Here is a 23928-nt window from a genome sequence, read left to right on the forward strand (position 1 = left end):
CTTACTTTTATTATGGTTATAGTTGTTTGTGAAAATCAACAAAAAAGTTGGAGTTCATTTATTAATTTTCATAAATGATGAGACGACATGCAATTAAGAGGAGAAGGAAAGAGTGTTTATTTTAGAGAAAATCAACGGAATTTTGTGGGGAGTACCTGGAATTGTCCTGCTTGTCGGCACCGGAATTTTTCTGACGATGGTGCTGCGGGGGCTGCAATTTAAAAGATTAATATATGCATTTAAACTCGCTTTTGGGAAAGAAAAAGAATCGTCCGGGGCAGAAGGGGATGTCAGCAACTTTAAAGCTTTGATGACGACCCTTGCCGGAACGATCGGAAACGGCAATATCGCCGGCGTGGCAACGGCGATTACAGTCGGGGGACCGGGCGCTTTGTTTTGGATGTGGCTCGTCGGCCTTTTAGGCATGGCCACCAAATACAGTGAAGCGCTGCTGGCGGTGAAATACCGGGTCAAAAATGAACGCGGGGAATACTCCGGGGGACCGATGTATTATGTAGAAAAAGGACTGGGGAAGAAATGGAAGCCGCTTGCCGTCTTATTCGCGCTTTCAGGTGTGCTCGCTTCATTTGGAATCGGAGACTCGGTCCAATCCAATACGATTTCTGAAGTCGTTACTCAAAGCTTTGCAATTCCCGGCTGGGTGATCGGCCTTATTCTCGCCGTATTAACGGCGGCGATTATTTTCGGCGGATTTCAGCGTGTCAGTGCTGTTGCGAGCATCTTTGTGCCGATTATGGCGATCCTTTATATCGGCGGCTCGCTGATCATTATTTTTATGCACTATGATCAAATCATCCCGGCGTTTCAGCTGATTTTCCACCATGCTTTCAACCCTGTTTCAGTAGCGGGCGGCTTTTCGGGTGTGGTTGTTTCAGAAGCGATCAGAAACGGAATGTCAAAAGGGATCTTTTCGAATGAAGCGGGTCTCGGAACAGCGGCTTTGATTGCAGGAAACGCGAAATCCGACCATCCCGTTAAATCGGCCCTGGTTGCGATGACGGGAACGTTCATTGTCACGTTGATCGTTTGTACAATGACCGGGCTTGTGCTGATTATTACGGGCTTTTGGGATCCTTCAGGCGGATTGATCTCAGGCGTTGCACATGATGCGTCCCTTGATGCAGGCGCACTGACAAACGCGGCGTTTGCTTCTTCATTAGGAGCGGCCGGCAAATACATCGTCACATTTTCAGTCATCTTTTTCGGCTACTCGACAATTGTCGGCTGGTATGTTTATGGAGAAAAATGTCTGGAATATTTGGTCGGTTTAAAATGGGTGCCGATTTACCGGATCGTGTATGTGTTTGCGGCATACTACGGAGCCGTGGCAAGCCTGGACACCGTCTGGGCTTTCGCGGATATGGCGAACGCTATCATGATGATCCCGAACCTTGTGGCTCTTATTCTGCTATGGAAAGTCATCCGCGCAGAAACCGACGATTTCTTTTTACACCATTACAACAAGGAAAAGGATGCTGAGCTAAAAGCCGGCTGATCGGCAAAAACAGCCTGCCTCAAGACGGGGGCGGGCTGTTTTGCTATCCAAATTCCTTCATTATTATGTGATCCACCCTTTTTACTATGGTCTGTTCGGGTTCAAACCGCGTCTTCCTGAATAGTCTATTAGAACCATGTCTTTTGATCTGATCCGTACCGGTACTTGAAATTGAGATATTTTTACTAGATATCTATAATTTTAGTTGGTTGGAAATAGAGGAACAATAAACCTTTAGACTCATTTTGTAAAATTACAACAGATTTGTTTGACTGTGCCTCAATCTTGTTTTTATAATAAAAACGTTCAAAAAAATAAGTTATTTAGCCCATATCTAGGGCGAATAGCGCAGGAGGTATAAGGAATATGTCAGGAATCATTCGTGTGACGCCGGCGGAACTCCGGCAAATGGCTGACAGATATCAAAAGGAAAGCGGAGATGTAACTGAACAGGTAAACCAGCGTCTTGATCAAATGATCAATCAGCTTCAGGATATGTGGGAAGGTGAATCAAGCCGTGCATTCGCAGAGCAATATCAAGAGCTAAGACCTTCTTTTCTAAAAATGGCTGAACTTCTAAGTGACGTCTCCAAACAGCTTCATCAGACTGCTAACACTCTTGAAAGCACTGACCAAGACATCGCTAGCCAAATCCGCGGCTAATTACAGATTAGAAGAACGAGAGAAGCGCCTAATTCAAAAGAAGATGACGGCGCTTTTTCTATTGAGAGGTGATGAACTGTGTACGTCGACATTACCATCGATTTAAAGCACTATGACGGCGGCGCTTTTGATCTCAGACTGTCAGATTACCATTCTGTTAAAAAGGTCATCGATATCGCATGGCAAGCCAAAAGCATCCCCTTGCCTCCGCGCGAAGGGTACTGGGTAAGGGTGACGAATAAAGATGCCGTTTTTTCAGGCGAATACACGTTAGCCGACTGCGGGATTACGACAGGTGACCGTCTGGAAATACTATGAAAGGATCTGGATGAATGACAGAAAAAAAGAAAACGTATCTGGAAAATCAATTAGAGGCGGTCATGACGAAAGAAGACGACACTTATATCATTCGTTTTCAAAGAGAAAAAATCAATCTTGTAAACGGTTTGGAAGCAAACGTCATCAAAGAAGTCAATCCTTCCTTTAAAAAGGAAACCGTTATGACCGATGATGAAGTCCAAATTTCGATTCAGCCTCCGTCAGAATACAAGCCATTTCGCCATTTGAAAACGAAAAATAAAAAAAGCAAATGGCTGTTTGCTTATCAGCTCGTCAAGGCTGTTGAAGAGCATTCAGTCAACAGGCTGCACTTGATCGCGGCACCGGAAAACATTGTCTTTGACAAGGGACTCACCCCCGCATTTTTACATTATGGAGTGAAAGAAAGCATTCCGCCATACGAAAACGATGAAGAAAGACTGTTTAATGAAGTGAAAGCGGCGGCGGCGCTGGCCGTCGACTGGGAATTTTCCTTTGAAGATTATTTGAAATACAGTGAAACGATAAAGTTCTCAGACGAGGCCAAAGGCATCATCTCAAGCAAAACATACGGTGAATTAAAAGCCTTCATCAAAACGAAGATCGATGAACTGGATGCCGAAGAAAAAACGCTTGTCCATCTTCCGAAGAAGAAATGGAAGGTTCAAAGATACATAGGATTGGGACTCATTATATGCTTAATACCGGCCGTTTTATTTTCATTTTATTCACTGTTCTTTATCCAGCCGAAGCAGGCAGCGTTTATTGACAGCAACCGCTACTTTTTAAATAAACAATACAGCAAAGTCATCAGCACGCTTGATAAATATGATGCCGGTGAAATGCCGGAGTCTGTTCAATACCAGCTTGCTTATTCTTATGCGGCGGTTGACAATGTGCTGAAGGAAGCCAACGGACAGGAAGTCGCCCTGAATTTGCTTACGCTTCAGGCCGATCCGAAGTATTTCCAGTATTTCATTGAAATTGGCCGGGGTGAAAACAAGGAAGCGTTAGAAACGGCCCACTTGTTGGAGGATGACCGCTGGATCGGCTATGCGATTATCAAATATGAGCAAGAAATCAAAGCGAATGACAAATTGTCGAGCGAAGAAAGAGAAAAACAGCTTGAACCGCTTGAAAAAGAACTCGAACAAGTGAATGAGAGACGAAAAAAAGCGGAAAACGCCGAAGAAGCCGAGCAGACTTCTGCTGACCAGCAGCAGGCCGCACAAGAGGCTGAAAAAGCAAAGCAAGAGGCAGAAAAGGAAAAAAAAGAAAAGGAAGACAACAAGAAAAAAGATGACAAATAAAAGCGATAAAACCTGTTGTTTGCAGGAGGCGGAAAAATGAATCTGTTATGGATTTTTTATAGCGAAAACTATCAAAACGTAAAGCTGGATCATCCCAGCACCCGCACGCTGACCATCGGCCCTGAGCTGAGGCATTCCGTCACCATCCGCCACTTTCCGTTTGAAAAAGGTCCGGTGACGCTGGACAAGCAAAGGGATGCCGACGCTTACAGCGTGTCTCAAGGAGAGGAGCCTGCCTTTCTGCTGAAGCTTGGCGAAAAAGCGGCAGTAAAGGACGGGAAGGAAGAACTGGTCCTCTTTTTAACCGAGGAACAGGAAAGCGCCCCTGTTTATTATTTAGGAGAAAGAAAGGAAATCGCGATTTCCTCCCATGATCAGGAAGCTGACGTCTATTTCTCTGAGATGGATCCATTCTTCGGGAATCAGGCAACGTTCTCAATCATCAGACTTGAAGATCAATGGAACGTCATTCCAAATGGCGCTAACGTTTATATGAACGGCGAAAAAATAACCGCGCCCGCCTCATTGCAAAACGGAGATGAAATCTTATTCGGGCTGAATACCTTCCGGATCATTGAAGGCGATCTTTTGGAAATCAACGCGCGTGAGCCGTTCGAAACCGCTTTGGAGCAAACGGTAAAACCGAGCTCTGAAACGAAAAACAAATACCCGCAATATCGCAGGCCGCCGAGAATGATCTATGACCTGCCTGATGACAAAATCTCATTCAGCTTCCCTGCGCAGGAAAGCGACAATGACAACAGAGGATTATGGCTGATGATCCTTCCTCCAATTGTCATGCTGGTCGTCATGGGAATCGTGGCGCTCATCCAGCCGCGCGGGATTTTTATCCTCGTCTCGCTGGCGATGTTTATGATGACGCTGATTACATCAACGGTGCAGTATTTCCGCGACAAAAACCAGCGCAAAAAGCGCGAAGAGAAAAGGGAGAGGGTCTACACCCTCTATCTTGAAAATAAAAAGAAAGAGCTGCATGAGCTTGCGGAAAGGCAAAAGTTTGTCCTGAACTTTCATTTCCCTTCATTTGAAAGAATGAAATATTTAACACGGGAAATCAGCGGCCGAATTTGGGAAAAATCGATTGAAAGCGAGGATTTCCTTCAGATCCGCCTTGGAACGGGGACGGTTGCTTCCTCCTATCACATCAATTTGAACGGAGGGGATTTGGCAAACCGCGATACAGACGATCTTCTTGAACAAACGCAAAAAATAGAGCAGGTCTACAGAGAACTGAGAAATGCTCCGGTTACCGTGAACCTTGCCGAAGGCCCGATGGGTGTCGTCGGAAAGTTGTCTGTTGTAAAAAATGAAATTCATCAGCTTGTCGGACAGCTGGCTTTTTTCCACAGCTATCATGATCTGCGCTTTGTGTTTATTTTTGATGAAGCGGAGTACAAAGACTGGGAATGGATGAAATGGCTTCCGCATTTTCAGCTTCCGCATACATATGCGAAAGGCTTTATTTACAACGAACAGACGAGGGATCAGCTTCTCTCCAGCATATATGAGATATTAAGAGAGCGCGATTTGGATGAAAACAAAGAAAAAACGCGGTTCAGACCGCACTTCGTCTTTATCATTACAAATCAGCAGCTGATCGCAGAGCACGTCATTCTCGAATATTTGGAAGGTAAGCAAAAACATCTCGGCGTTTCGACGATTGTTGCGGCAGAGACAAAGGAAAGCCTGTCAGAAAACATTCATACCCTTGTTCGTTATATTACTGAGCATGAGGGCGATATTTTGATCAAGCAAAAGAAAGCCGTCCAGATCCCTTTTCAATTGGATGATCATCAAAGAGAAGATAATGAAATCTTTTCACGGACATTGCGGACGCTTGATCACCAGATGGGCATGACAAATTCAATCCCTGAAACCGTATCGTTTCTCGAGCTGTTCCATGCAAAAGAAGTCAATGATATCGCCATCAGAGAAAAATGGCTGACAAGCGAGTCGGCTAAATCGCTGGCGGTACCGATCGGTTATAAGGGGAAAGAGGACATCGTTTATTTGAACCTGCATGAAAAAGCGCACGGGCCGCACGGGCTGCTTGCGGGGACAACAGGTTCGGGGAAAAGTGAATTTTTGCAGACGTATATTTTGTCTTTGGCTGTTCACTTCCATCCGCATGAGGTCGCCTTTTTGCTGATCGACTATAAGGGGGGCGGAATGGCGCAGCCGTTCAGAAACATTCCCCATCTGCTAGGAACGATCACGAACATCGAAGGCAGCAAAAACTTCAGTGCGCGCGCCCTGGCGTCAATCAAAAGCGAGCTGAAGAAAAGGCAGCGCCTTTTTGATCAGTACAGTGTCAACCATATCAATGATTATACGAAGCTGTATAAACAGAAAAAAGCAAAAACACCGATGCCTCATTTATTCTTAATATCCGATGAGTTTGCCGAGCTGAAAAGCGAAGAGCCGGAATTTATCCGCGAGCTTGTCAGTGCGGCAAGGATCGGCCGAAGCCTTGGGGTGCACTTAATCTTGGCGACGCAAAAGCCGGGCGGCATCATCGATGACCAGATCTGGAGTAACTCCAGATTTAAAGTGGCCTTAAAAGTGCAGGACGCAAACGACAGTAAAGAGATCCTCAAAAACGGGGACGCGGCGACCATCACGGTGACAGGTCGCGGCTATTTGCAGGTCGGAAACAACGAAGTATACGAGCTGTTCCAGTCTGCGTGGAGCGGTGCGCCTTACATGGAAGACGCATATGGAACAGAGGATGAAGTCGCGATCGTAACGGATACCGGCTTGATTCCATTGTCAGACGTTGATGCCGATCAGTCGGCGAAAAAAGAAGTGCAGACGGAAATTTCCGCCGTCGTTGAACAAATCGAGCAGATTCAGGGGGAAATGGGAATCGAAAAACTCCCAAGTCCTTGGCTGCCGCCGCTTGAGGAGCGCATTCCCAAAACGCGTTATCCGTCGGATGAAGCCGATACGTTCAACTTCGCCTTTATCGATGAACCTGAGAAGCAAAGCCAGAAGCCGATCAGCTATCGCATGATGGAGGACGGAAACATCGGAATCGTCGGGTCTTCAGGCTACGGAAAATCGCTCAGCGCCATCACCTTCCTGATGAGCTTTGCGGCTGAATACACGCCTGGGGAGCTGCACAACTACATCTTTGACTTTGGAAACGGAACGCTTCTGCCGCTTGCGAGACTTCCGCATACGGCCGATTATTTCCTCATGGACCAGACAAGAAAAATCGAAAAATTTATGGCCCGGATCAAAGAGGAAATCGAGCACCGGAAAAATCTCTTCCGTCAGAAAGAAATCAGCCACATCAAGATGTACAATGCGCTGAATGAAGAAAAGCTGCCGTTCATCTTTATCACGGTTGACAACTTTGACATTATCAAAGATGAGATGCATGAGCTCGAACAGGAATTCATTCAGTTCGCCCGCGACGGCCAGTCATTGGGAATTTACTTAATCCTGACGGCGACAAGAGTCAACGCGATCAGGCAATCGCTCTTGAACAACCTGAAAACAAGGGTCGTCCACTATTTGCTTGATCAGTCTGAAGCTTATTCGATTATCGGAAGGCCTGAGTACAGCCTTGAACCGATACCGGGACGGGTCATTATCAATAAAGAGAGCCAGTATTTCGCACAAATGTTTATGCCTGTTGAGGCAGAGAACGATCTCGAACTGTTTGAACAGATCAAAGCGGATATTCAGGCCATCGCGGACCGCTATCAAGGCATGAGAAAGCCGGCTCCGGTGCCAATGCTGCCGCTCGAGCTTTCCGTGACGCAGTTCATGAGGGATTACCCGCTGCAGCCTGAGAGAGGACTCATCCCTATGGGGCTTGATGAAGAGACGGTTGAGCCTGTCTACTTTAACCTAGAGAAAAACAAACACTGTCTCATCATGGGACAGACCCAGCGCGGAAAAACAAACGTCATCAAAATCATGCTTGAACATCTGCTTGACCATGATACGAAAAAAATTGCCGTGTTTGATTCGATTGACCGCGGCTTGTCCCAATACGCAACAGAAGATGAGATCAGCTATCTTGAGACAAAGGACGATATATTGCTTTGGCTGTCTGAGGCGGAGGAAATCTGCCGGACAAGGGAAGCGATGTACGTGGAAGCGGTCAGATCAGGGGAAACCGCAAAGCTCGACTTCTCGCCGATGGTCTTTATCGTTGACGGAATTTCACGCTTCCAGCAAACAATTGACGCATCGATCCAAGACAGGATGGCCATGTTTATGAAATCATACGCCCATCTTGGTTTCCACTTCATCCCTGCCGGAAACCACAACGAGTTTACAAAAGGGTATGATTCATTAACGAGCGAGGTCAAACAAGTCAGACATGCCGTCCTGCTGATGAAAAAGTCCGAGCAAAATCTGATTCAGCTCCCGTACGAACGGCAGGAGCCGGAAATTCAGCCGGGCTTCGGTTACATTGTTGAAAACGGCAAGGAAAGGAAAATTCAAATTCCTTTATGTTCTGTAGAAAGGAAGAAAATGAAATGACGGAACAACAGAAAAGCTCGCTGAAAATCATCAGCGCCGTGCTGATCGTCATACTGCTGCCCGTCTTGTTTTTCCATTTCATCGGAGAGAATCCGACGAAAAAAGTGTCGAATGAGACGAAAGAAATCGCCGTTGTCAATGAAGATATCGGCAGCGATCAAGGCAGCGGAAACGACGAGAAAAAAGTGTATTTCGGCCGCGATATCTCGGCTGCACTGGCTGAACGGCCCGACTATAAATGGACGGTCGTCAGCCGCAGCACCGCCGAAAGCGGACTCGCCGACAAAAAATATGATGCGATTGTCTACATTCCATCAGACTTTACGAACAATATTTTAAGCTACAATCATAAGCGACCGCAAAAAGCGGAATTGGATTTCCGAGTTCAAGCCCAGCTTGACGCCGTCAACAAGGAAAAAGTCCAGCGCGAGCTTCAGGACGCCCAAAAGTCTGTCAGCAAAAAGATGTCTTCCTTGTATTGGAATATCGTCAAGCTGAGAATGAAGGATGTCAGAGATGAATTTGACAATATCGTAGACAAAGAATCAGAGTTCCAAAACGCGATGTACAACTTTTACAAGCCGAGCTCAAACAACCTGGCCGGCGAGGTGGAAAGACAAAAAGAAATGATCGACAGCCTGAAAGAATCGATCAACCAAACGAAAGACACCTCAAAAGACCGCAGCACAGGCGTTGAGGAAACCAAAAAACAATTGGACGGTTTTGTCGAAAACGTCAATCAATATAAAAAATACCAACAGGAGCAGTCAAAACTGCTGATGGCCGCCCAGGCGGACAGCGAAAAGCAAATCCAAACGGGTCTGACGTCCATCAATGAAAAACAAGCCAGCACATCAAGCACCTTCGCCCAAAGAATGAACGGCATGACCACTGCGTTTGGGAATTTGCAGACGCAATTTGGCGAGGCTGCGAGATCTAACAAGGAGCTTCAAGACTACCGGTATGATCAGATACCGCAGCAGCAGCTTGGCCAGATCGGCACGATACAGAGCGCTCTGATTTCTGAATATAAAAAACAGGCTAGACAATACACTTTAAATCAAATTGAAACACCTATGCTAAAGAATCGTGAAAAATTGTTTGAATCAAATAATAATGAAACGCCGAAAGAAGAAGAACCAGGGGATGATGGAAAAGAAGAACCCGGAGATGATGAAGACAACAAAAATATAGAAATAAATTTAGATGATGAAGCGAATGAACTAGAAAAGATTTCAAAAGAATTAGAGGATTTGTCTAATAACATTCAAGTACCTAATAAAGAAGAACCTGAATCTCCTTCACCTGGTGAAAACGATGGAACAGCAGAAGATAATACGTCAACAGATCCAGCAGGTAATGGACAAACAGATGAAAACAAATCGAATAATTCAGATGAAGATGGACAGCAGACAGACAGTGGAAATAATGTTGATGATACCACAAATGAAGATCCGACTCCTTCAGAAGAAAATCCGGGTGATCAAGACGGTAATAATCTTGAGGAGTTAAAAAAAGAGTTAAATACCATATCTTCCAATATTGCAGGTGTGAAATCCAACATTGATCAAAAAACAAAAGAACATAACGAAGAACTTAAGAAAAAAATTGATAATTTAGATGAAAAAATAAAAAAACTGAATGATAAAATCGATGGTTTAAATGAAACTGTAAAAAATCTAAATATAGAGATTGACCAAATTAAAACTGATAGAGACAACGATTTTCAAAAAATATATGATAAAATAATAGATCTCGAAACAGAATTACAGACGTATGAATTAAAAGATGAGGTAAGACAGGCATTCGAAAATGATATTTTTGTTAATAGAAATATTAATAATTTAATGGATTACTACAATCTATTATCTATTTACCATGCCACAATAACTGGAAGATATAAAGCAGGGACAGAGCTTGATGATGGAGTTCTCCAAAATAGCAAAAATCAAGTCGACACAGTCCTCAGAGTTAGTGTCGACGAAAACACAAAATGGGAAACCCTAAAAAACAACATGCTCGCCACAAGTGAAGATGTTGAAGCATACACAACGGGTATGACCGATTTTGTGAAAGAGTATGAAACGTTCGTTAAAGAAAAACAAGATGAAATCATGAATGAGCTTGACTCGATTTCAGAGCGGGCAAATGCCGTCACTGAGCAGCTGAGCAATCCGGCAGGTGCAGGATCGGCCGTAATGGAAGGGGATGCAACGGACGGAACTGTTGTACTCAGCATGCAGGATACGCTTGGAAACGACATTCTCAGCTTGTCAGATATGCTCGGTGCATTGTCAGAACATCAATCCGGTGTGATCGATTACACAAACAACATTCAGCAAAGTGTAAACGATGTACAGGAAAAAGCGGATACGCTGAATTCGAACTGGGGCAAAAACGTGAATTCCACCAAACTCGTCCGCAGTGATGTGTACGGCGTTCTCGGCAATGCGTTCGGAGGCAATGACACGTATGTATACGACTATCTGGCAAATCCGGTGAAAATCAGCGGGGACGTTCCGGAGTCTAAAGCGCAGAATATTCCTCCGGTCGTGATTCTCGTGATTGTCTTGATCTCAAGTCTTTTGATCGGCTATTTCAGCCATCACTATCAAAAGGCACCGCTGCTTGTCAGAGGCGCGCTGTTCGGCATTCTCAATCTCATTGTCGGCCTGATGATCAGCCTGTTCGGCTTGAATGTCTATTCACTTGCTGACGACCAGGCAGTGATGTGGACGATCTTTACGATCTTGCTGCTTATCGCAAGCTCTGCGATTATCCGTACGGCATTCATGCTCGGATCCATTCCTGGAGGCGTGGCAACGGCCGCCTTGATTTTGTTCTACATTGCGCCGCTGCTCGATTTGGCGATGCCGAACTTCAGTTTTAATGATCCGGTATCAAAGGTATATATGTCGATTCAATATGGCACTGGAGATCTGTTTGCTCTCGGAATCGGAGCCTTGGTGTTAGTTGCGGCTGTCGTGCTGGCTGTTCCTTTTGTTGTTGAGATTGCAAAAGCAAAAACAGAAGAAGGCGAGATTGACCATGAGGCGTAATGCAAACTGGGGAAAGAAGGGGATCATGGCGATCATGCTCTCCTTCTTTCTTTTCACTCCGCTCGTGAAAGCGGAAGAGACTGATAATGTTGATGTGAAGCCAAATGAATATAAAAGACAGGACATCGAAGTCAACACAGACTACATTCAGGAGGAAGAGCCTGAATACAAGGGAGATATCACCATCCCGGAGGAATTAAAGAACTTTTCTTTTAAAGAAACGAACAAACTTGATCCAAAAGAAGAGCTGAAAGAAATATTTACGGTCACATCAGATGAACCAAACACGGTGGTGGCACAGTTGAAACAGCTTAACCTGTCATTTGATTCTGAACCCTCACGCCTTGGAAAGGAAGATACGGACAGCACCGATCAGCAATCGCTCATCCTGCCGATCCTTTACGGCGTGCTTATTCTTCTCGGCATCGCAGGTCTGTTCTTTTTGATTCCGCGGATTGCGGGACAGCAGAAAAAATAGGAGCTGTTCTCATGAAAAATCCGAGGTTTTACAAGCTGTTGTCTGTTTCACTTGCTTTTGGGTTATCAATCATCTGGCTATGCGTTCTTGTTGCCGCGAATGGACTATATCTGTTGGAAGCCATGATCAGTTTGTTTGCCATTGTTTTTACATTGGGGGCCGTTTTGTGGCTGTTTCCTTCCCTTAGGGAGGAATACGACCAGGCGATGACGGCCTTTTTTCATACCGGCTTTGGCATTATTGGATCGTTTTTGGCTTTAGGCATCATCGTGTTCGCTTTCGTGATGATCTTAAGAAAGCGGGGCGGTCCGGGCTTAAAATGGCTCCTTATATCAGGAGCTTTTTTTCAGCTTATCGTATGGGAATCGTTCAGTTTTCTGACAGCTGCCGTTTACCTGCTGGCGGCATTTCTGCCTGATCACCAGAGGCAGCCGCTTGAGAAAAGAGCGCCTGAATCAGTACAATGATGGATAAGGAGGGAAATCCACATGCATTTATCCATTGTAACGGGGGCGTCAAAAGGCCTCGGTGAAGCGATTGCCAAAGGCCTTTTAGAGAAAGGCCATGTTGTGCACGCTTTCTCCCGCAGCAAATCCGATATCCGTCATGACCGGCTGATACAGCACGAGGCCGATCTGACGCAACTGGCTGAAACGGAAGAGCTGTTTCAGAAATTAATGGATTCGGTACAAATCTCTGATTGTTCTTCCATCACCCTGATCAACAACGCGGGAATGGTGGAACCGATCAAACGCGCGGGGGAAGCCGGCCGGGAGGAACTGAGACGCCACTATGACCTGAATTTATTGGCGCCGGTGATCCTCAGCCAGCTGTTTGCAAAATGGCTGAAAGAATTTCCGGGCAAAAAAGCGATCGTTAACATATCATCAGGCGCGGCAAAAAACCCTTATAAAGGCTGGAGCGCCTATTGCAGCTCAAAGGCGGGGCTTGATATGTTCACGAAAACATTCGGCTATGAACAGGAAGATGAGCGACATCCGGTAAAGGTGATTTCTTTCTCACCGGGGATTATGGATACCGGCATGCAGGCAGTCATTCGCTCATCATCGAAACAAGACTTTCATGAAATTGAACGATTTAAAAATTATCAAACAGAAGGAAAGCTGAGAAGCACGTCTTTTGTTGCCGGTGTTTTGCTCGATCTGCTTGAGACCGATTTTGAAAACGGCAGAGTGTATGACATCAAACAGTTTTTATAAAAAAAGGGCCTTTTCCAAGGTCCTTTTTGCTATGTTTGCAGCAATGTTGATGCCTCATGTACCGCCCAGCTCTGGTGTTCGTGAAATAAATCGGCAATTGCCCGGCGTGTGCCGATCCATTTGAGTTCATGGTCTTCCTCGGTCGGTCTGCCCACTTGCTTGCCTATCTCGCACAAATAAAAATACCCCTCGCTCAGGATATATCGATCTTCATTTGGCGAGAAAAAATAGCGCCGCGCACATCCCGCGAACTTGCCGATCGTAATATCCATTCCGATTTCTTCACGGGCTTCTCTTTTTAAGCAAGCTTCATGTGTCTCACCATGTTCGATTCCGCCTCCGGGGAGAAACAGCTTCCCGTCTTTTGTTTGCACAACGGCGATTTTCTGATCATTGAATATGAGGCCGTAAACAGCCGGCTTCCATATATATTCTATGCCTTCTTCTTTTACTCCGAATGTGGTCATCATTTCCTTGCTCCTTTCACCATCACTTCAATGATATCAATATACCAAGCGAACGCCACAAAAAAACAGCAGCCCCGGACGGGCCGCGGATGCTATCCAACATAAGCAGATGCGGAAATTTCATTTATGATGTGTCAGATCAATTGAGATTTCCGCAAAAATATGTTAGGATTCTAAAAATATATAAAGGAGGGGTTTACATGAGAAACGTAACATTAATGGATGTATTCACCCATCCAATCGCACAAAAATATTTAAGGCGTTCAGGCGTCGCCCATGCCATCGCTTGTGCATACCATGCGTACCGCTTGGCGGTGAAAGCGGGAATCGATCCCGATATAGCGACAAAAGCGGCTCTTTTGCATGATATCGGACATTATGAATGGTACACGGACGGTCAATGGGATTATGAAAAGTACAGACAGAACGACATTCACGCCATAAAGGGAGCGGAACGCGCCCACAAGCTTTTGATCCGGCTGGGCGAGGAGCCGAAAGCGGCAAAAGAGATCGCTCTGGCGATTCTGCTTCATACCGACTCATATTTGCCTGAAGGCGACCTTGATAAAAACAAGCTGCAGCAGATTGTCAAAAAGGCGGATGAGCTTGATGAAGAACCAGGCGGACATCATCACTACCGCACAATCGATCATGAACTTGCGCTGAAAAAAATCAAACAGCTTGATCATATGGTGGATAAATCCTGTTCACCCATGAAAAAAACGGTTTAAGGGTGCAAAGGGTTATGTTCAAACCTCTGCCCTTTGTCATTTACATAAACTGATCTGATGATCGTTCGGTTAAACGGCGCGTTGTCCGCTGTTTTTCCAGAGAGATCGACCGTCACCGAATACATGCCCGCTTTTTTGAATGAAAGGCTGTGCCGGAGTCCATTTGCTGATACGGATTTGAGCTCTTTTTTCTCAACCTGCTTTCCGTTTTCATAACGGATGGAACGGACGGCGGTTTTCACATTTGCCAGGCCTGATGCTTGCGTGTTCACCGTCCTTTGAATCTGCTGGTCGAGCGGAGAGTCAAATGTGGCGACGAATAAATAGGCTTCCTTCTGCTTGACGGAAGACGAGATCGTCCATTTTCCCGAAGCCGGGTTCTTCACTGTAGCGGAATGAACAAATCCGCCCTCAAATACATCTGCTGTCTTTGACAGTGCAAAGTCCGTGACGGCTTTGCCGTGCGGGTCGGTCAGCTTGATATTTCCCGAGGAATGGCTGCTCAGCCAGTGAACGGTTACTTCTTTCACCCCTTTCTCCACTGCAAATTCTTCTTCCTGTTGACCTTTGTTCTCGCCTCCTCTGATATACGGATAAGACGTGTGCTCTTTTGATAATGATGCTGCTGGATTTGCCTGCTGTTCAATTCCTAATAAAGGCAGAAAAACGGGAAATGTGATATTTCCTTTTATGATTGAAAAATGGTCCCATTTTCCGGCATCCATATTTGTCGCATACGGAAGTCTTGCGTTTTTTTCCGTGACAGCCCCGTCATTTTGGCCAAACATGTTTAAATAGACGCCCCCGAAAAACAATACGCTGCCGAATCCCCCGATCTTATTGCCCGCCAATGTATAATAGCGCGTTTTCGCCCTGTTTGGATGGCTGTCGGCTTGCTCGCGGAATGAAGCCATATAACCGGTTTGCAATGAATAAACGGCGTCATTTTTCATGCCTAAAATGCCGGAAAGCCATCCGGCCCAGCTGCTGTACGCAAGGTCTGCCAGCTGTGACCCGTGATGGGGGGTTCCCAGTGTAATGACATGCTCGACATATCTGTAAGCGTCATGAAAGATAAGCGCTGATTGGGTATCAATGCCGCCTTTGCTGTAGGAAACGAGGATCATTTTCCGGCCGAAATGTTCATACATGTCACGAAGCTTAGACGCAAGCAGCGCTCCATTGTCCCGCATGTCTTTGTCGGGGTGGAGGTCGATAAAGGCTGTATCGTAACCGTTTTTAAATGCTTGTTCTGACATGTCATTTTTGTCAAACCATATACTGGACGAACCGTTTAAACCATGGACAAAAACAAGCGGCGGTTTTCCGGGATCGGGAGCTTCAACGGGATCACCGGGGAACCAATAGCCGGGATCGCCGTCTCCGCCTTTAAAGCCCGCTTTTGATGTAAGCGGATACAAAATCAGCAAAACGGCAATAAGCAGCACCATTTTTTTCATCATGTTCACCTCATGGTTTATTTGTAAGCGTTTTCATCTTATTTTCTGAAGGTGAACTTTATACCGATATACTGAAAAAAATTTAAAAAATATTCACAAAAGAGAGGAATATACACTGAAAGGCCGGAAATCCGGCCTTCATTATTCATGCTTTTCCAGGCTTTAAATGTTTGCGGAAGAACGATTTGACAATGTCAAGGGTATGAGCTTGGGTAAAACCGTTATGTCCGGCCCCGTTTATTTTATACATAAGGGCATCATGGCCTTCTTTTATTAAGGCTTCAAACAATTGGACGCTTTGTTCATAAGGGACGACATCATCCTGATCCCCGTGCATGATCAGAATGGGGGGCGCTTCCCTGTGAACATAGCTTATCGGACTCGCTTGTTCCGCCTGTTCTCTGTTTTCTTGAACAGCTCCGCCGATCAGCTTGGATTCCGGCGAATTGGGAGAATCATGGTCGAAGATGGACGGATATTTGCTCATGGACAGAAGATCGACCGGACCGAACCAGTCCGCAACCGCATCGACTTTGCTCGATACATGACGGTATTCGTCCGGCCCTTCAAATTCTTCAATTCCTTCAGTCAATCCAAGCAAAAGAGCCAAATGGCCGCCTGAAGAATCACCCCAGACTCCCACTCTATCGGGATCGATGTTATAGCGGGCGGCATTTGCTTTTAAAAAACGGACCGCTGTTTTCACATCGTGAAGCTGAGCCGGAAACACCGCCTCTCCGCTGCCTCTGTATTGAACGCTTGCCACGACATAGCCTTGCTCGACAAATGGAACCAGCTGGGGGATAAAGGCGGCTGTATCCTGTTTTGTCCAGCCCCATCCGCACCCTTGCAGATAAATGATCAGCGGATATGTTTCCTGATTGCCTTCTCTGTTAAATAACGCATCCATTGGATTGCGGTACACCAGCAAATGTAATGTCAAAGAAGTGTCTTCCACTTTTGTGTACTCAATATTCGGTATGAGCTGAATGTAAGAGTTGGTGTTTTGCTCCCAGTTGATTTCTTTTATATGTTTCGTCATGTTAAGTCCTCCCTTAATGTGATGGAAATCCGGGTTTGCCTGTGTTGATCACATGGTGCCCACCTCCTTTTATTTCGTTGTAATGAATATTATTGCAACAAGCTGAAAAAACACAGTGTCAGACGCTCGTTGTAAGTGATATTATTACAACGAGTTGAAAAAAATCATGCCTCATTGAGAAGCATTCTTTTTTTGGATGATCAGATCAGTCAATTCTCTTATAGAAATTTCTTTGAGTATAGTCTCCATGGCTGTTTGCGCTTTTAATAAAATAAGTTCAAGAACCTGGTGGATATTCGCGCCAACCCAGCAATCAGGATTGGGATTTTCGTGAGTGTGAAACAGTTCGCCTTCACCGACAACCTCGACGGCTTTATAGACATCATACAAAGAAATGGCGCCGGCATCCCGTAATAAGTGCGCGCCGCCTGTGCCGCGCTTTACTTCAATCAAGCCCGCTTTTTTCAGCAATCTGCTGATTTGGCGGATGATGACCGGATTGGTATTGACGCTGTCTGCGATTTGCTCTGATGTCAAATGGTCGCTTCGGACGTGCATCAAGGATAACATATGTACGGCTATCGTAAATCTGCTGCTGATCTTCATCAAATCACCCTTTCGTTGTAATCATTATATTTACAACGAAAGAAGCTGTCAATCTTTTTTGCTCAAAAAGGCGCTGAAATGAAACCCTGTCAAAGCTTTTTCGTATGAATGGAAGGAAAACAGTTGACAGACGTTAGTGTGAATAGTAGTTTTTAGAGTAATGAAAAAACCGGGAGGAAAAAAAGGTTGTTTAAATCAAAGACTCATTTTTGGACGGTGCAAATTTTATTGGTGCTCCTGATCGTGTTTGTTGCTACAAAAGTGTCGTTTCTTTTCGAGCCGATTATTTTATTTGTATCGACATTGTTTTTTCCGGTCTTAATTGCGGGAATTTTGTATTTTATCTTTAACCCGGTCGTACGGCTTCTCGAAAAAAAGCTCCCGAGAACCTTGTCCATCCTGCTGATCTACTTGGCGTTTGTGGCTTTGATCGGGTTTGTCTTGTCGTCTGTCGGACCTGTATTTACTAAGCAGGTTACCGATTTATTTAACAATATTCCGGACATTGTCAAGCAGATTCAAAACTTCATTAAACATTTATCCAATACGCAGTGGTTTACATGGATGATGAATCAGGATTTTGTTTCTGTATCTAAAATCGAAAGATCAATCGGGGATTTTCTGACGAATCTGCCCGAAAATATTACAGCGAGCCTGACTTCCGTGTTTGGAGTGGTTACCAATATAGCGCTGATCGCCTTGACCGTCCCGTTCATCCTGTTTTACATGCTGAAAGACGGACACCGCTTTCCGAATTTGGCTGTAAAAATTCTCCCCGATCAATATAAAAATGAAGGGCTGAAGATTTTTAAGGATTTGTATGAAACGCTTGCCGCTTATATTCAAGGACAGCTGATCGTCTGCCTGTTTGTCGGCATCGGCTGTTACATCGGCTTTTTGTTCGCCGGTGTGAAATATGCGCTGATCCTCGGTGTGATCATGACCGTGACGAACATTATACCGTATGTCGGTCCGTTTCTCGGTGCGACACCGGCGGTAATCATCGCGTTTATCGATTCACCGACTAAAGCTCTGATCGCCGTGATCGTGGTGGTGGTCGTACAGCAGATCGACGGAAATCTGGTGTCGCCGCTGATCATCGGAAAAAGGCTGAACACACATCCTTTAACAATCATTCTTCTATTGCTCGGCGCCGGAAGCTTCGGAGGCGTCCTCGGCATGATACTGGCCGTTCCATGCTACGCTCTTGCGAAGGCCTTTACGCTGAATATTGTCCGCCTCGTCCGTTTAAGACAGAGATCGAAAAAAGAAATGACAACAGAAGCTTGAGCCCGCATTTGCCTGAACCTTTTTTCTGTAGGCACATATCCTGCTAATAAAAGCAATGGCGGAGGTGGGATTATGCCCGCAATGGTGGGGCCGATTCTGATTCGGGAGGTTAACGACAACAGCGCCATTTTCGTTGGAGATGTGTTTGCCATTTCTCCAAAGACGACGCAAGCTTCCGAAATCGGAGGATGCGGAGGATTTAATGTAGGCGACTTCGGACTGGTTCATAACAAAAGAAGCATCACAAGCTTTAAAGATGCGGACGTATTCGATGCCACACAGGGATTCAACGCCTGACAGCCTCTTTTAAAAGAGGCTGTTTGTTTTTTATAGTATAATGGGAAGAAAGATAGATAGGCAGGTGTAGCAAGATATGAAAATCAGAAAAGCAAACATTGTAAGTGAAGACAAAATGATCACAGATGTGTATCTGCATGAAAATAAAAAGCAGTCTCATACGCTTGTGGCTGTGCCGGAACTGGAATGGAGCGCGCTGATTTCCTATGAAGAAGAAAAGCGGCCGCTTGTTCAAAAGCTGAAGCAGTCGCTGGCAAAAAACATGCAAACAGATGCTGCGGAGGAGCTTTCTCAAAAGATCGTCCAATGGGTAACGGAAATGTAGATAAGGGCGGGGAAGCGCGGGTTTATCCCGGTCTGTTTCATGCCATACTGATAAAAAGACCGAAAATCTTGCAACTATGACAAATCGGGAGGGTCTAGACATGAGCGACCAATCAATGGATCTATACTTGCAGCAGGGGATGCACGGAATCCGTGAAACAAAGCCGGATGAGCGCAGGCTGTTTTTAGGCTCATTAAGAGAAAGAGTGATCATCGCTTTAACAAAGGGACAAGTTCTCCGTCCGAAAGCATACGATGAAGTGATCGCGGCGATCGAATCACATTCGGATGCCACATTGCTGTTGAACGGCGAAATCGATTACTCGCGTTTTTCGGCTTATATCAAGACCGCAAACAAACAAGGGGTTCCTTTTTCAATCGTTTCAGACCAGCAGTCAGACACGCCGCTCGGGTTGATCCTCGCAGCGAAGAGTGCTGTTGAAAAAGCATCGATTTATGTACAAGACGACATTTTTGAACGTTCCATATTGAAAAAAGGCTGAAGGCTGTTTTTTTGTTTTTTCTAAAAAATCCGCCTGCAACGCGGCTTGCGGCCTGTTTCCGTCTGAATCGCCCATTCACTTGTCCGTTTAGATAAGTTATAATGTTATCTATCATACAAATGGCAGGGAGGGCGGCAATGAAAAAAGCTCTTATTTGCATCGATTATACAAATGATTTTGTCGCATCAGACGGAAAGCTGACGTGCGGGGAGCCGGCTCAAAACATTGAGGAGGCCGTGACACAGCTGACGGAAACGTTTATTGAAAACGGCGATTATGTCGTATTCGCAGTGGATGCCCATGATATCGACGACTTGCATCATCCGGAAACACGCTTGTTTCCACCCCACAATATAAAAGGCACATCAGGGAAAGCTTTATACGGAAAGCTTGACGCGCTTTTTAAACAGCATGAAAATGACAGTCATATATATTACATGGAAAAAACAAGGTATTCCGCTTTTGCGGGGACAAATCTCGAATTGAAGCTTCGTGAAAGAGACATTAAAGAACTGCATTTAATCGGCGTATGCACGGATATATGCGTGCTCCATACCGCAGTAGATGCTTATAATAAAGGGTTTGATCTTGTCATTCATCAAAACGCAGTGGCTAGCTTTAACCCGGATGGACACGACTGGGCTCTTTCCCACTTTGCAAACGCCCTGGGAGCTTCAGTGTCAGATTGAGGAAGGAGAAATGAAGGTTGGAACACCGGTTTACTGACGACAGTTTATCACTTCATACAGATCTTTACCAAATTAATATGGCGGAAACCTATTGGCGCGACGGCATTGATCAAAAAAAAGCCGTCTTTGAGCTGTTTTTCAGAAAGCTCCCTTTTGACAGCGGTTTTGCTGTTTTTGCCGGTTTGGAAAAAGCGATCGAATTTTTGCGCGATTTCAGATTTACTGAAAGCGATTTAACATACTTAAAGGAAGAGCTTGGCTTTAAGGATGACTTTCTCGGTTTTTTAAAGGGCATGAGATTTACCGGTTCGCTTTATTCCATGCAGGAAGGGGAAATCGTTTTCGGCAATGAGCCGATCATGCGGATTGAAGCTCCTTTGGCAGAAGCGCAGCTTGTAGAAACGGCATTGCTCAACATTGTGAACTACCAAACATTAATCGCCACAAAAGCCGCGAGAATCAAAAGCGTGATCGGAGACGAAACAGCGCTTGAATTCGGAACGAGGCGCGCGCATGAAATGGATGCGGCGATGTGGGGGGCGAGAGCGGCGATCATCGGCGGCTTTGATGCCACAAGCAACGTCCGCGCCGGAAAACGGTTTGACATCCCGGTGTCAGGCACGCACGCCCATGCCCTTGTACAGGCCTATCGCGACGAATACACAGCATTTAAAAAATATGCGGAAACCCATAAAAAATGCGTGTTTTTGGTCGATACATATGATACGGTCCGTTCAGGCATTCCCAATGCGATAAAAGTAGCTAAAGAATTCGGCGATAAAATCGAATTCATTGGTATCCGCCTTGACAGCGGCGATCTTGCCTATCTGTCCAAAAAAGCCAGAGCCATGCTGGATGAAGCGGGTTTTCACGATGCAAAGGTCGTCGCATCAAGCGATCTTGATGAATATACGATCATGAATCTGAAGGCTCAAGGGGCGAAAATTGACGTCTGGGGCATCGGCACAAAGCTGATTACCGCTTATGACCAGCCCGCGCTTGGAGCGGTTTATAAACTCGTCTCAATTGAAGAAAACGGGAAGATGACAGATACGATTAAAATTTCTTCCAATCCGGAAAAAGTGACGACCCCGGGACAGAAAAAGGTGTACAGAATCATCAACCAGCTGAATCATCATTCAGAAGGAGATTACATCGCTCTAGACTATGAAAAGGTGAATGAGCAGGAGCGGCTTAAAATGTTTCATCCCGTTCATACGTTTATCAGCAAATTTGTTACGAATTTCGACGCCAAAGATCTCCATAAACCGATTTTTGAAAACGGCAAGCTCGTTTATAAAAATCCGTGCATTAAGGACATTAAGCAGTATGTTCAGGAGAACCTTAAGTTGCTTTGGGAAGAGTATAAACGGATCAGCAAACCTGAAGAATATCCGGTTGATTTAAGCGAAGCGTGCTGGAACAACAAAATGCAGCAGATTCATGAGGCGAAAATCAAAGCGATCAAAAGCCTGGATTAAAAATAAACCTGTAAACGACAGTTTATGAGCGGAACTTGGGATTGAAACAGATAATTTCTTCGGGGATTATCTGTTTTTTTATATAAAGTTTATGTTTTCGATGAATTTTTTCGTAGGTCGAAGGAACCCGCTCATTTATTTGATATACTTAGAGAAAAGGTACCTCAGTCGCTAGGGGGAAGAGGAATGAGGGTATTTGTCGCCAGACAGCCAATTTTTAACAGAAAAGAACAAGTCGTCGCATATGAGCTTTTATACAGGGAAAGCGAAAAAAACGTGTTTTCCGGAACAGACGGCGATCAAGCGACGGCAGAACTAATGATTAACAGCTTTTTAAACATCGGAATCGATAAACTGACAGAAGGCAAAAGATATTATGTAAACTTTACGGCGGGGCTTTTAGAATCAAGAATGCCGACGTACTTTGATCCCGATCAGCTAGTGATAGAGATTCTCGAAGATGTCCCGATTACCCGGAGTCTGATCGAAAGGTGCAGGCAATTGAAAAGGCTCGGCTATATGATTGCCCTTGATGATTTTTGTTTAAAGCACCGCGGACATCAAGAGCTGCTTCATCAGCTTCTGAAGTATATTGATATCTTAAAGGTCGATTTTTTCAAAACAACGCAGGCGGAAAGACAGAGCATTCTGCGTTCCTGCCGTCCATACGGTTTGACCTTTCTCGCTGAGAAAGTGGAGACGAGAAAAGAGTATGAGCAGGCGGCGGCCGACGGTTTTCATCTATTTCAAGGATATTTCTTCAGCGAACCGGTCGTGATCGACGGTCAGGACATTACATATCATTTCCATGCTTATTATGAACTGCTGCATGAATTAAGCGAAGAACAGCCCGATATTCAAGTTGTCACAAATATTATCGAAAAGGATTTGTCGCTATCTTACCAGTTGCTGAAACTGCTGAACTCGCCGGCCAACCGGCCGATACAAAAAATTAAAAGCATCCGCCAGGCGATCGTGCTGCTCGGATTCAAAGAAATCAAAAGATGGATTTACATCCTTTCCTTTAAAGATTTAACGAAAAGAAAAAACTCCAGCAAAAATGAAGTCGTGAAAATTTCGCTCATCCGCGCAAAGCTTTGCGAATTGCTGGCGAAAAAAACAAATCGTCCCCAGCCTTCTTCCTATATGCTGACAGGAATGTTTTCATTTATTGATACACTTTTGCATAAGGAATTACCGGAAGTGATCAGTGAACTGCCCCTGACAGATGAAGTGGGCCAGGCTTTGCTCGGCAAAGAGAACGACTATCGGAAAATTTTAAGGCTTGCGAAATCAATTGAACGAAATAAATGGGAAGACAACTCGAAAATAGACGGCTTGACAAAAGAGGATGCATATAAATGCTATCTGGAAGCCATTGATTGGTGCCAAAAGCTGTTGTAATAAAAAAAATCCGGACCTTCTCCCCGAGAAGCCGGATTTTTTCGTTTTAGGACCAGCGCAAAATCAGAGACATTGTGCTGTACGGATTGATTAGCACGATGTGAATGCCGTCGGGATTGAAGGATACGTCGAGCTGGCTGTGAATGCCGGTTTGCCTTAATAACGATTTGACGGTTTCTTTTTGCGAGTTCTGGGCAGCCGTCATGATTCTTCGCGCCAAATCTTGAGAAGAGGCTAACCTGTTCAAGATCCGCTGTCCGTCGGCCATAAGGCTGTGGGCTTCTTTTGCTGAGCGGAGAAGCATGGTTGTTTTGACCTCGGGAAATATCTGGCGATAGTAATGGTGCGGATACGCCCAATAAGTATTGATCATGCAACATGGAAACAAATTGAACACCTCATTTTTTATTTTACGGGTCAAATTGCGGTTTTTGCGGTGTAAGCACAAGGAATGGTTTTTTAGGGAAAAATTACGCAATATTTATTGCGTTGTTTTTCGGTGTTGAATCCGCGTTTGCGTTCTGAGAACCTTCACATTTTTGAAGCTTT

General features: G+C 45.1%; 22 protein-coding genes. 17 read left to right on the forward strand and 5 right to left on the reverse strand.

Annotated elements, in window-relative coordinates; translation table 11 throughout:
• The first annotated feature begins 112 nt into the window (after nt 1–112).
• From BTR1S_RS16890 to BTR1S_RS16930, 9 genes are all read left to right on the forward strand, one after another.
• On the forward strand, nt 113–1516 hold the full coding sequence (locus BTR1S_RS16890) for an alanine/glycine:cation symporter family protein (RefSeq protein ID WP_029418735.1): 1404 nt from the start codon (nt 113–115) through the stop codon (nt 1514–1516).
• Between the two features lie 366 nt (nt 1517–1882).
• Nucleotides 1883–2179 carry a WXG100 family type VII secretion target gene (locus BTR1S_RS16895; RefSeq protein ID WP_006638917.1) on the forward strand — a complete coding sequence of 99 codons (297 nt, stop codon included), beginning with the start codon at nt 1883–1885 and terminating at the stop codon, nt 2177–2179.
• 78 nt (nt 2180–2257) lie between these two features.
• A complete protein-coding gene (gene yukD, locus BTR1S_RS16900) occupies nt 2258–2497 on the forward strand; it encodes an ESX secretion system protein YukD (protein ID WP_006638916.1) in 240 nt (79 codons plus the stop codon).
• Between the two features lie 14 nt (nt 2498–2511).
• Nucleotides 2512–3807 carry a type VII secretion protein EssB gene (essB, locus tag BTR1S_RS16905; protein ID WP_006638915.1) on the forward strand — a complete coding sequence of 432 codons (1296 nt, stop codon included), beginning with the start codon at nt 2512–2514 and terminating at the stop codon, nt 3805–3807.
• Between the two features lie 36 nt (nt 3808–3843).
• Nucleotides 3844–8328: a type VII secretion protein EssC gene (gene essC / locus BTR1S_RS16910; RefSeq protein WP_006638914.1), complete on the forward strand. Its 4485-nt coding sequence runs from the start codon at nt 3844–3846 to the stop codon at nt 8326–8328.
• Nucleotides 8325–11387, forward strand: a complete 3063-nt coding sequence (esaA, locus tag BTR1S_RS16915; RefSeq protein WP_006638913.1) for a type VII secretion protein EsaA — start codon at nt 8325–8327, stop codon at nt 11385–11387. Before essC ends, esaA begins: the two co-directional genes overlap by 4 nt.
• Nucleotides 11377–11865, forward strand: coding sequence for a type VII secretion protein EssA (gene essA / locus BTR1S_RS16920; RefSeq protein WP_006638912.1), 489 nt, complete (start codon nt 11377–11379; stop codon nt 11863–11865). Before esaA ends, essA begins: the two co-directional genes overlap by 11 nt.
• 11 nt (nt 11866–11876) lie before the next feature.
• Nucleotides 11877–12332 (forward strand): hypothetical protein, encoded by a 456-nt coding sequence (locus tag BTR1S_RS16925; RefSeq protein ID WP_006638911.1) that lies wholly within the window; start codon nt 11877–11879, stop codon nt 12330–12332.
• Between the two features lie 21 nt (nt 12333–12353).
• Entirely contained in the window at nt 12354–13085 is a 732-nt protein-coding gene (locus BTR1S_RS16930; RefSeq protein WP_006638910.1) for a (S)-benzoin forming benzil reductase, read from the forward strand.
• A gap of 29 nt (nt 13086–13114) precedes the next feature.
• On the opposite strand, the gene BTR1S_RS16935 is transcribed toward BTR1S_RS16930, so the two are convergent.
• The gene (locus tag BTR1S_RS16935; protein ID WP_006638909.1) at nt 13115–13552 is read right to left on the reverse strand and encodes an NUDIX hydrolase; all 438 of its coding nucleotides are present in this window, start codon (nt 13550–13552) and stop codon (nt 13115–13117) included.
• 200 nt (nt 13553–13752) lie between these two features.
• On the opposite strand from BTR1S_RS16935, the gene BTR1S_RS16940 reads away from it, so the two are divergent.
• Nucleotides 13753–14283, forward strand: a complete 531-nt coding sequence (locus BTR1S_RS16940; protein ID WP_006638908.1) for an HD domain-containing protein — start codon at nt 13753–13755, stop codon at nt 14281–14283.
• Here the strand turns inward: BTR1S_RS16940 and BTR1S_RS16945 are convergent.
• The 3 genes from BTR1S_RS16945 to BTR1S_RS16955 form a co-directional block, all read right to left on the reverse strand.
• Nucleotides 14280–15743, reverse strand: a complete 1464-nt coding sequence (locus BTR1S_RS16945; RefSeq protein WP_006638907.1) for an esterase/lipase family protein — start codon at nt 15741–15743, stop codon at nt 14280–14282. The two genes, BTR1S_RS16940 and BTR1S_RS16945, sit on opposite strands and share 4 nt — an antisense overlap.
• A 145-nt stretch (nt 15744–15888) precedes the next feature.
• Nucleotides 15889–16785, reverse strand: a complete 897-nt coding sequence (locus tag BTR1S_RS16950; RefSeq protein WP_006638906.1) for a prolyl oligopeptidase family serine peptidase — start codon at nt 16783–16785, stop codon at nt 15889–15891.
• Between the two features lie 171 nt (nt 16786–16956).
• Complete coding sequence (locus tag BTR1S_RS16955; RefSeq protein ID WP_006638905.1) at nt 16957–17391, reverse strand: Rrf2 family transcriptional regulator; 435 nt, start codon at nt 17389–17391, stop codon at nt 16957–16959.
• A gap of 186 nt (nt 17392–17577) precedes the next feature.
• Here BTR1S_RS16955 and BTR1S_RS16960 point away from each other — a divergent pair, with 186 nt between their 5' ends.
• From BTR1S_RS16960 to BTR1S_RS16990, 7 genes are all read left to right on the forward strand, one after another.
• Nucleotides 17578–18681, forward strand: coding sequence for an AI-2E family transporter (locus BTR1S_RS16960; RefSeq protein ID WP_006638904.1), 1104 nt, complete (start codon nt 17578–17580; stop codon nt 18679–18681).
• Between the two features lie 72 nt (nt 18682–18753).
• Nucleotides 18754–18978 carry a spore germination protein gene (locus BTR1S_RS16965; RefSeq protein ID WP_006638903.1) on the forward strand — a complete coding sequence of 75 codons (225 nt, stop codon included), beginning with the start codon at nt 18754–18756 and terminating at the stop codon, nt 18976–18978.
• 76 nt (nt 18979–19054) lie between these two features.
• Complete coding sequence (locus BTR1S_RS16970) at nt 19055–19303, forward strand: YueH family protein (protein WP_006638902.1); 249 nt, start codon at nt 19055–19057, stop codon at nt 19301–19303.
• A gap of 100 nt (nt 19304–19403) precedes the next feature.
• Nucleotides 19404–19805: a YueI family protein gene (locus tag BTR1S_RS16975; RefSeq protein ID WP_006638901.1), complete on the forward strand. Its 402-nt coding sequence runs from the start codon at nt 19404–19406 to the stop codon at nt 19803–19805.
• A 137-nt stretch (nt 19806–19942) separates the two neighbouring features.
• On the forward strand, nt 19943–20494 hold the full coding sequence (locus tag BTR1S_RS16980) for a cysteine hydrolase family protein (RefSeq protein ID WP_006638900.1): 552 nt from the start codon (nt 19943–19945) through the stop codon (nt 20492–20494).
• Nucleotides 20495–20511: 17 nt separating this feature from the next.
• Nucleotides 20512–21975: a nicotinate phosphoribosyltransferase gene (locus BTR1S_RS16985; RefSeq protein ID WP_029418733.1), complete on the forward strand. Its 1464-nt coding sequence runs from the start codon at nt 20512–20514 to the stop codon at nt 21973–21975.
• 186 nt (nt 21976–22161) lie between these two features.
• Nucleotides 22162–23379, forward strand: coding sequence for an EAL and HDOD domain-containing protein (locus tag BTR1S_RS16990; RefSeq protein ID WP_029418732.1), 1218 nt, complete (start codon nt 22162–22164; stop codon nt 23377–23379).
• 46 nt (nt 23380–23425) lie between these two features.
• Here the strand turns inward: BTR1S_RS16990 and BTR1S_RS16995 are convergent, their stop codons facing one another.
• On the reverse strand, nt 23426–23767 hold the full coding sequence (locus tag BTR1S_RS16995; RefSeq protein WP_255265724.1) for a YuzC family spore coat inner layer protein: 342 nt from the start codon (nt 23765–23767) through the stop codon (nt 23426–23428).
• Nucleotides 23768–23928: the final 161 nt, after the last annotated feature.

Origin of the sequence: Bacillus sonorensis NBRC 101234 = KCTC 13918, assembly GCF_001592005.1 — a bacterium.
Lineage (GTDB): Bacteria > Bacillota > Bacilli > Bacillales > Bacillaceae > Bacillus > Bacillus sonorensis.

Coding starts and splice junctions, on each gene's coding strand:
- BTR1S_RS16895 (WP_006638917.1), top strand. CDS start 1,883: ATGTCAGGAATCATTCGTGTGACGCCGGCGGAACTCCGGCAAATGGCT.
- essB (WP_006638915.1), top strand. CDS start 2,512: ATGACAGAAAAAAAGAAAACGTATCTGGAAAATCAATTAGAGGCGGTC.
- essC (WP_006638914.1), top strand. CDS start 3,844: ATGAATCTGTTATGGATTTTTTATAGCGAAAACTATCAAAACGTAAAG.
- esaA (WP_006638913.1), top strand. CDS start 8,325: ATGACGGAACAACAGAAAAGCTCGCTGAAAATCATCAGCGCCGTGCTG.
- essA (WP_006638912.1), top strand. CDS start 11,377: ATGAGGCGTAATGCAAACTGGGGAAAGAAGGGGATCATGGCGATCATG.
- BTR1S_RS16925 (WP_006638911.1), top strand. CDS start 11,877: ATGAAAAATCCGAGGTTTTACAAGCTGTTGTCTGTTTCACTTGCTTTT.
- BTR1S_RS16930 (WP_006638910.1), top strand. CDS start 12,354: ATGCATTTATCCATTGTAACGGGGGCGTCAAAAGGCCTCGGTGAAGCG.
- BTR1S_RS16935 (WP_006638909.1), bottom strand. CDS start 13,552: ATGACCACATTCGGAGTAAAAGAAGAAGGCATAGAATATATATGGAAG.
- BTR1S_RS16940 (WP_006638908.1), top strand. CDS start 13,753: ATGAGAAACGTAACATTAATGGATGTATTCACCCATCCAATCGCACAA.
- BTR1S_RS16945 (WP_006638907.1), bottom strand. CDS start 15,743: ATGAAAAAAATGGTGCTGCTTATTGCCGTTTTGCTGATTTTGTATCCG.
- BTR1S_RS16950 (WP_006638906.1), bottom strand. CDS start 16,785: ATGACGAAACATATAAAAGAAATCAACTGGGAGCAAAACACCAACTCT.
- BTR1S_RS16955 (WP_006638905.1), bottom strand. CDS start 17,391: ATGAAGATCAGCAGCAGATTTACGATAGCCGTACATATGTTATCCTTG.
- BTR1S_RS16965 (WP_006638903.1), top strand. CDS start 18,754: ATGCCCGCAATGGTGGGGCCGATTCTGATTCGGGAGGTTAACGACAAC.
- BTR1S_RS16970 (WP_006638902.1), top strand. CDS start 19,055: ATGAAAATCAGAAAAGCAAACATTGTAAGTGAAGACAAAATGATCACA.
- BTR1S_RS16975 (WP_006638901.1), top strand. CDS start 19,404: ATGAGCGACCAATCAATGGATCTATACTTGCAGCAGGGGATGCACGGA.
- BTR1S_RS16980 (WP_006638900.1), top strand. CDS start 19,943: ATGAAAAAAGCTCTTATTTGCATCGATTATACAAATGATTTTGTCGCA.
- BTR1S_RS16990 (WP_029418732.1), top strand. CDS start 22,162: ATGAGGGTATTTGTCGCCAGACAGCCAATTTTTAACAGAAAAGAACAA.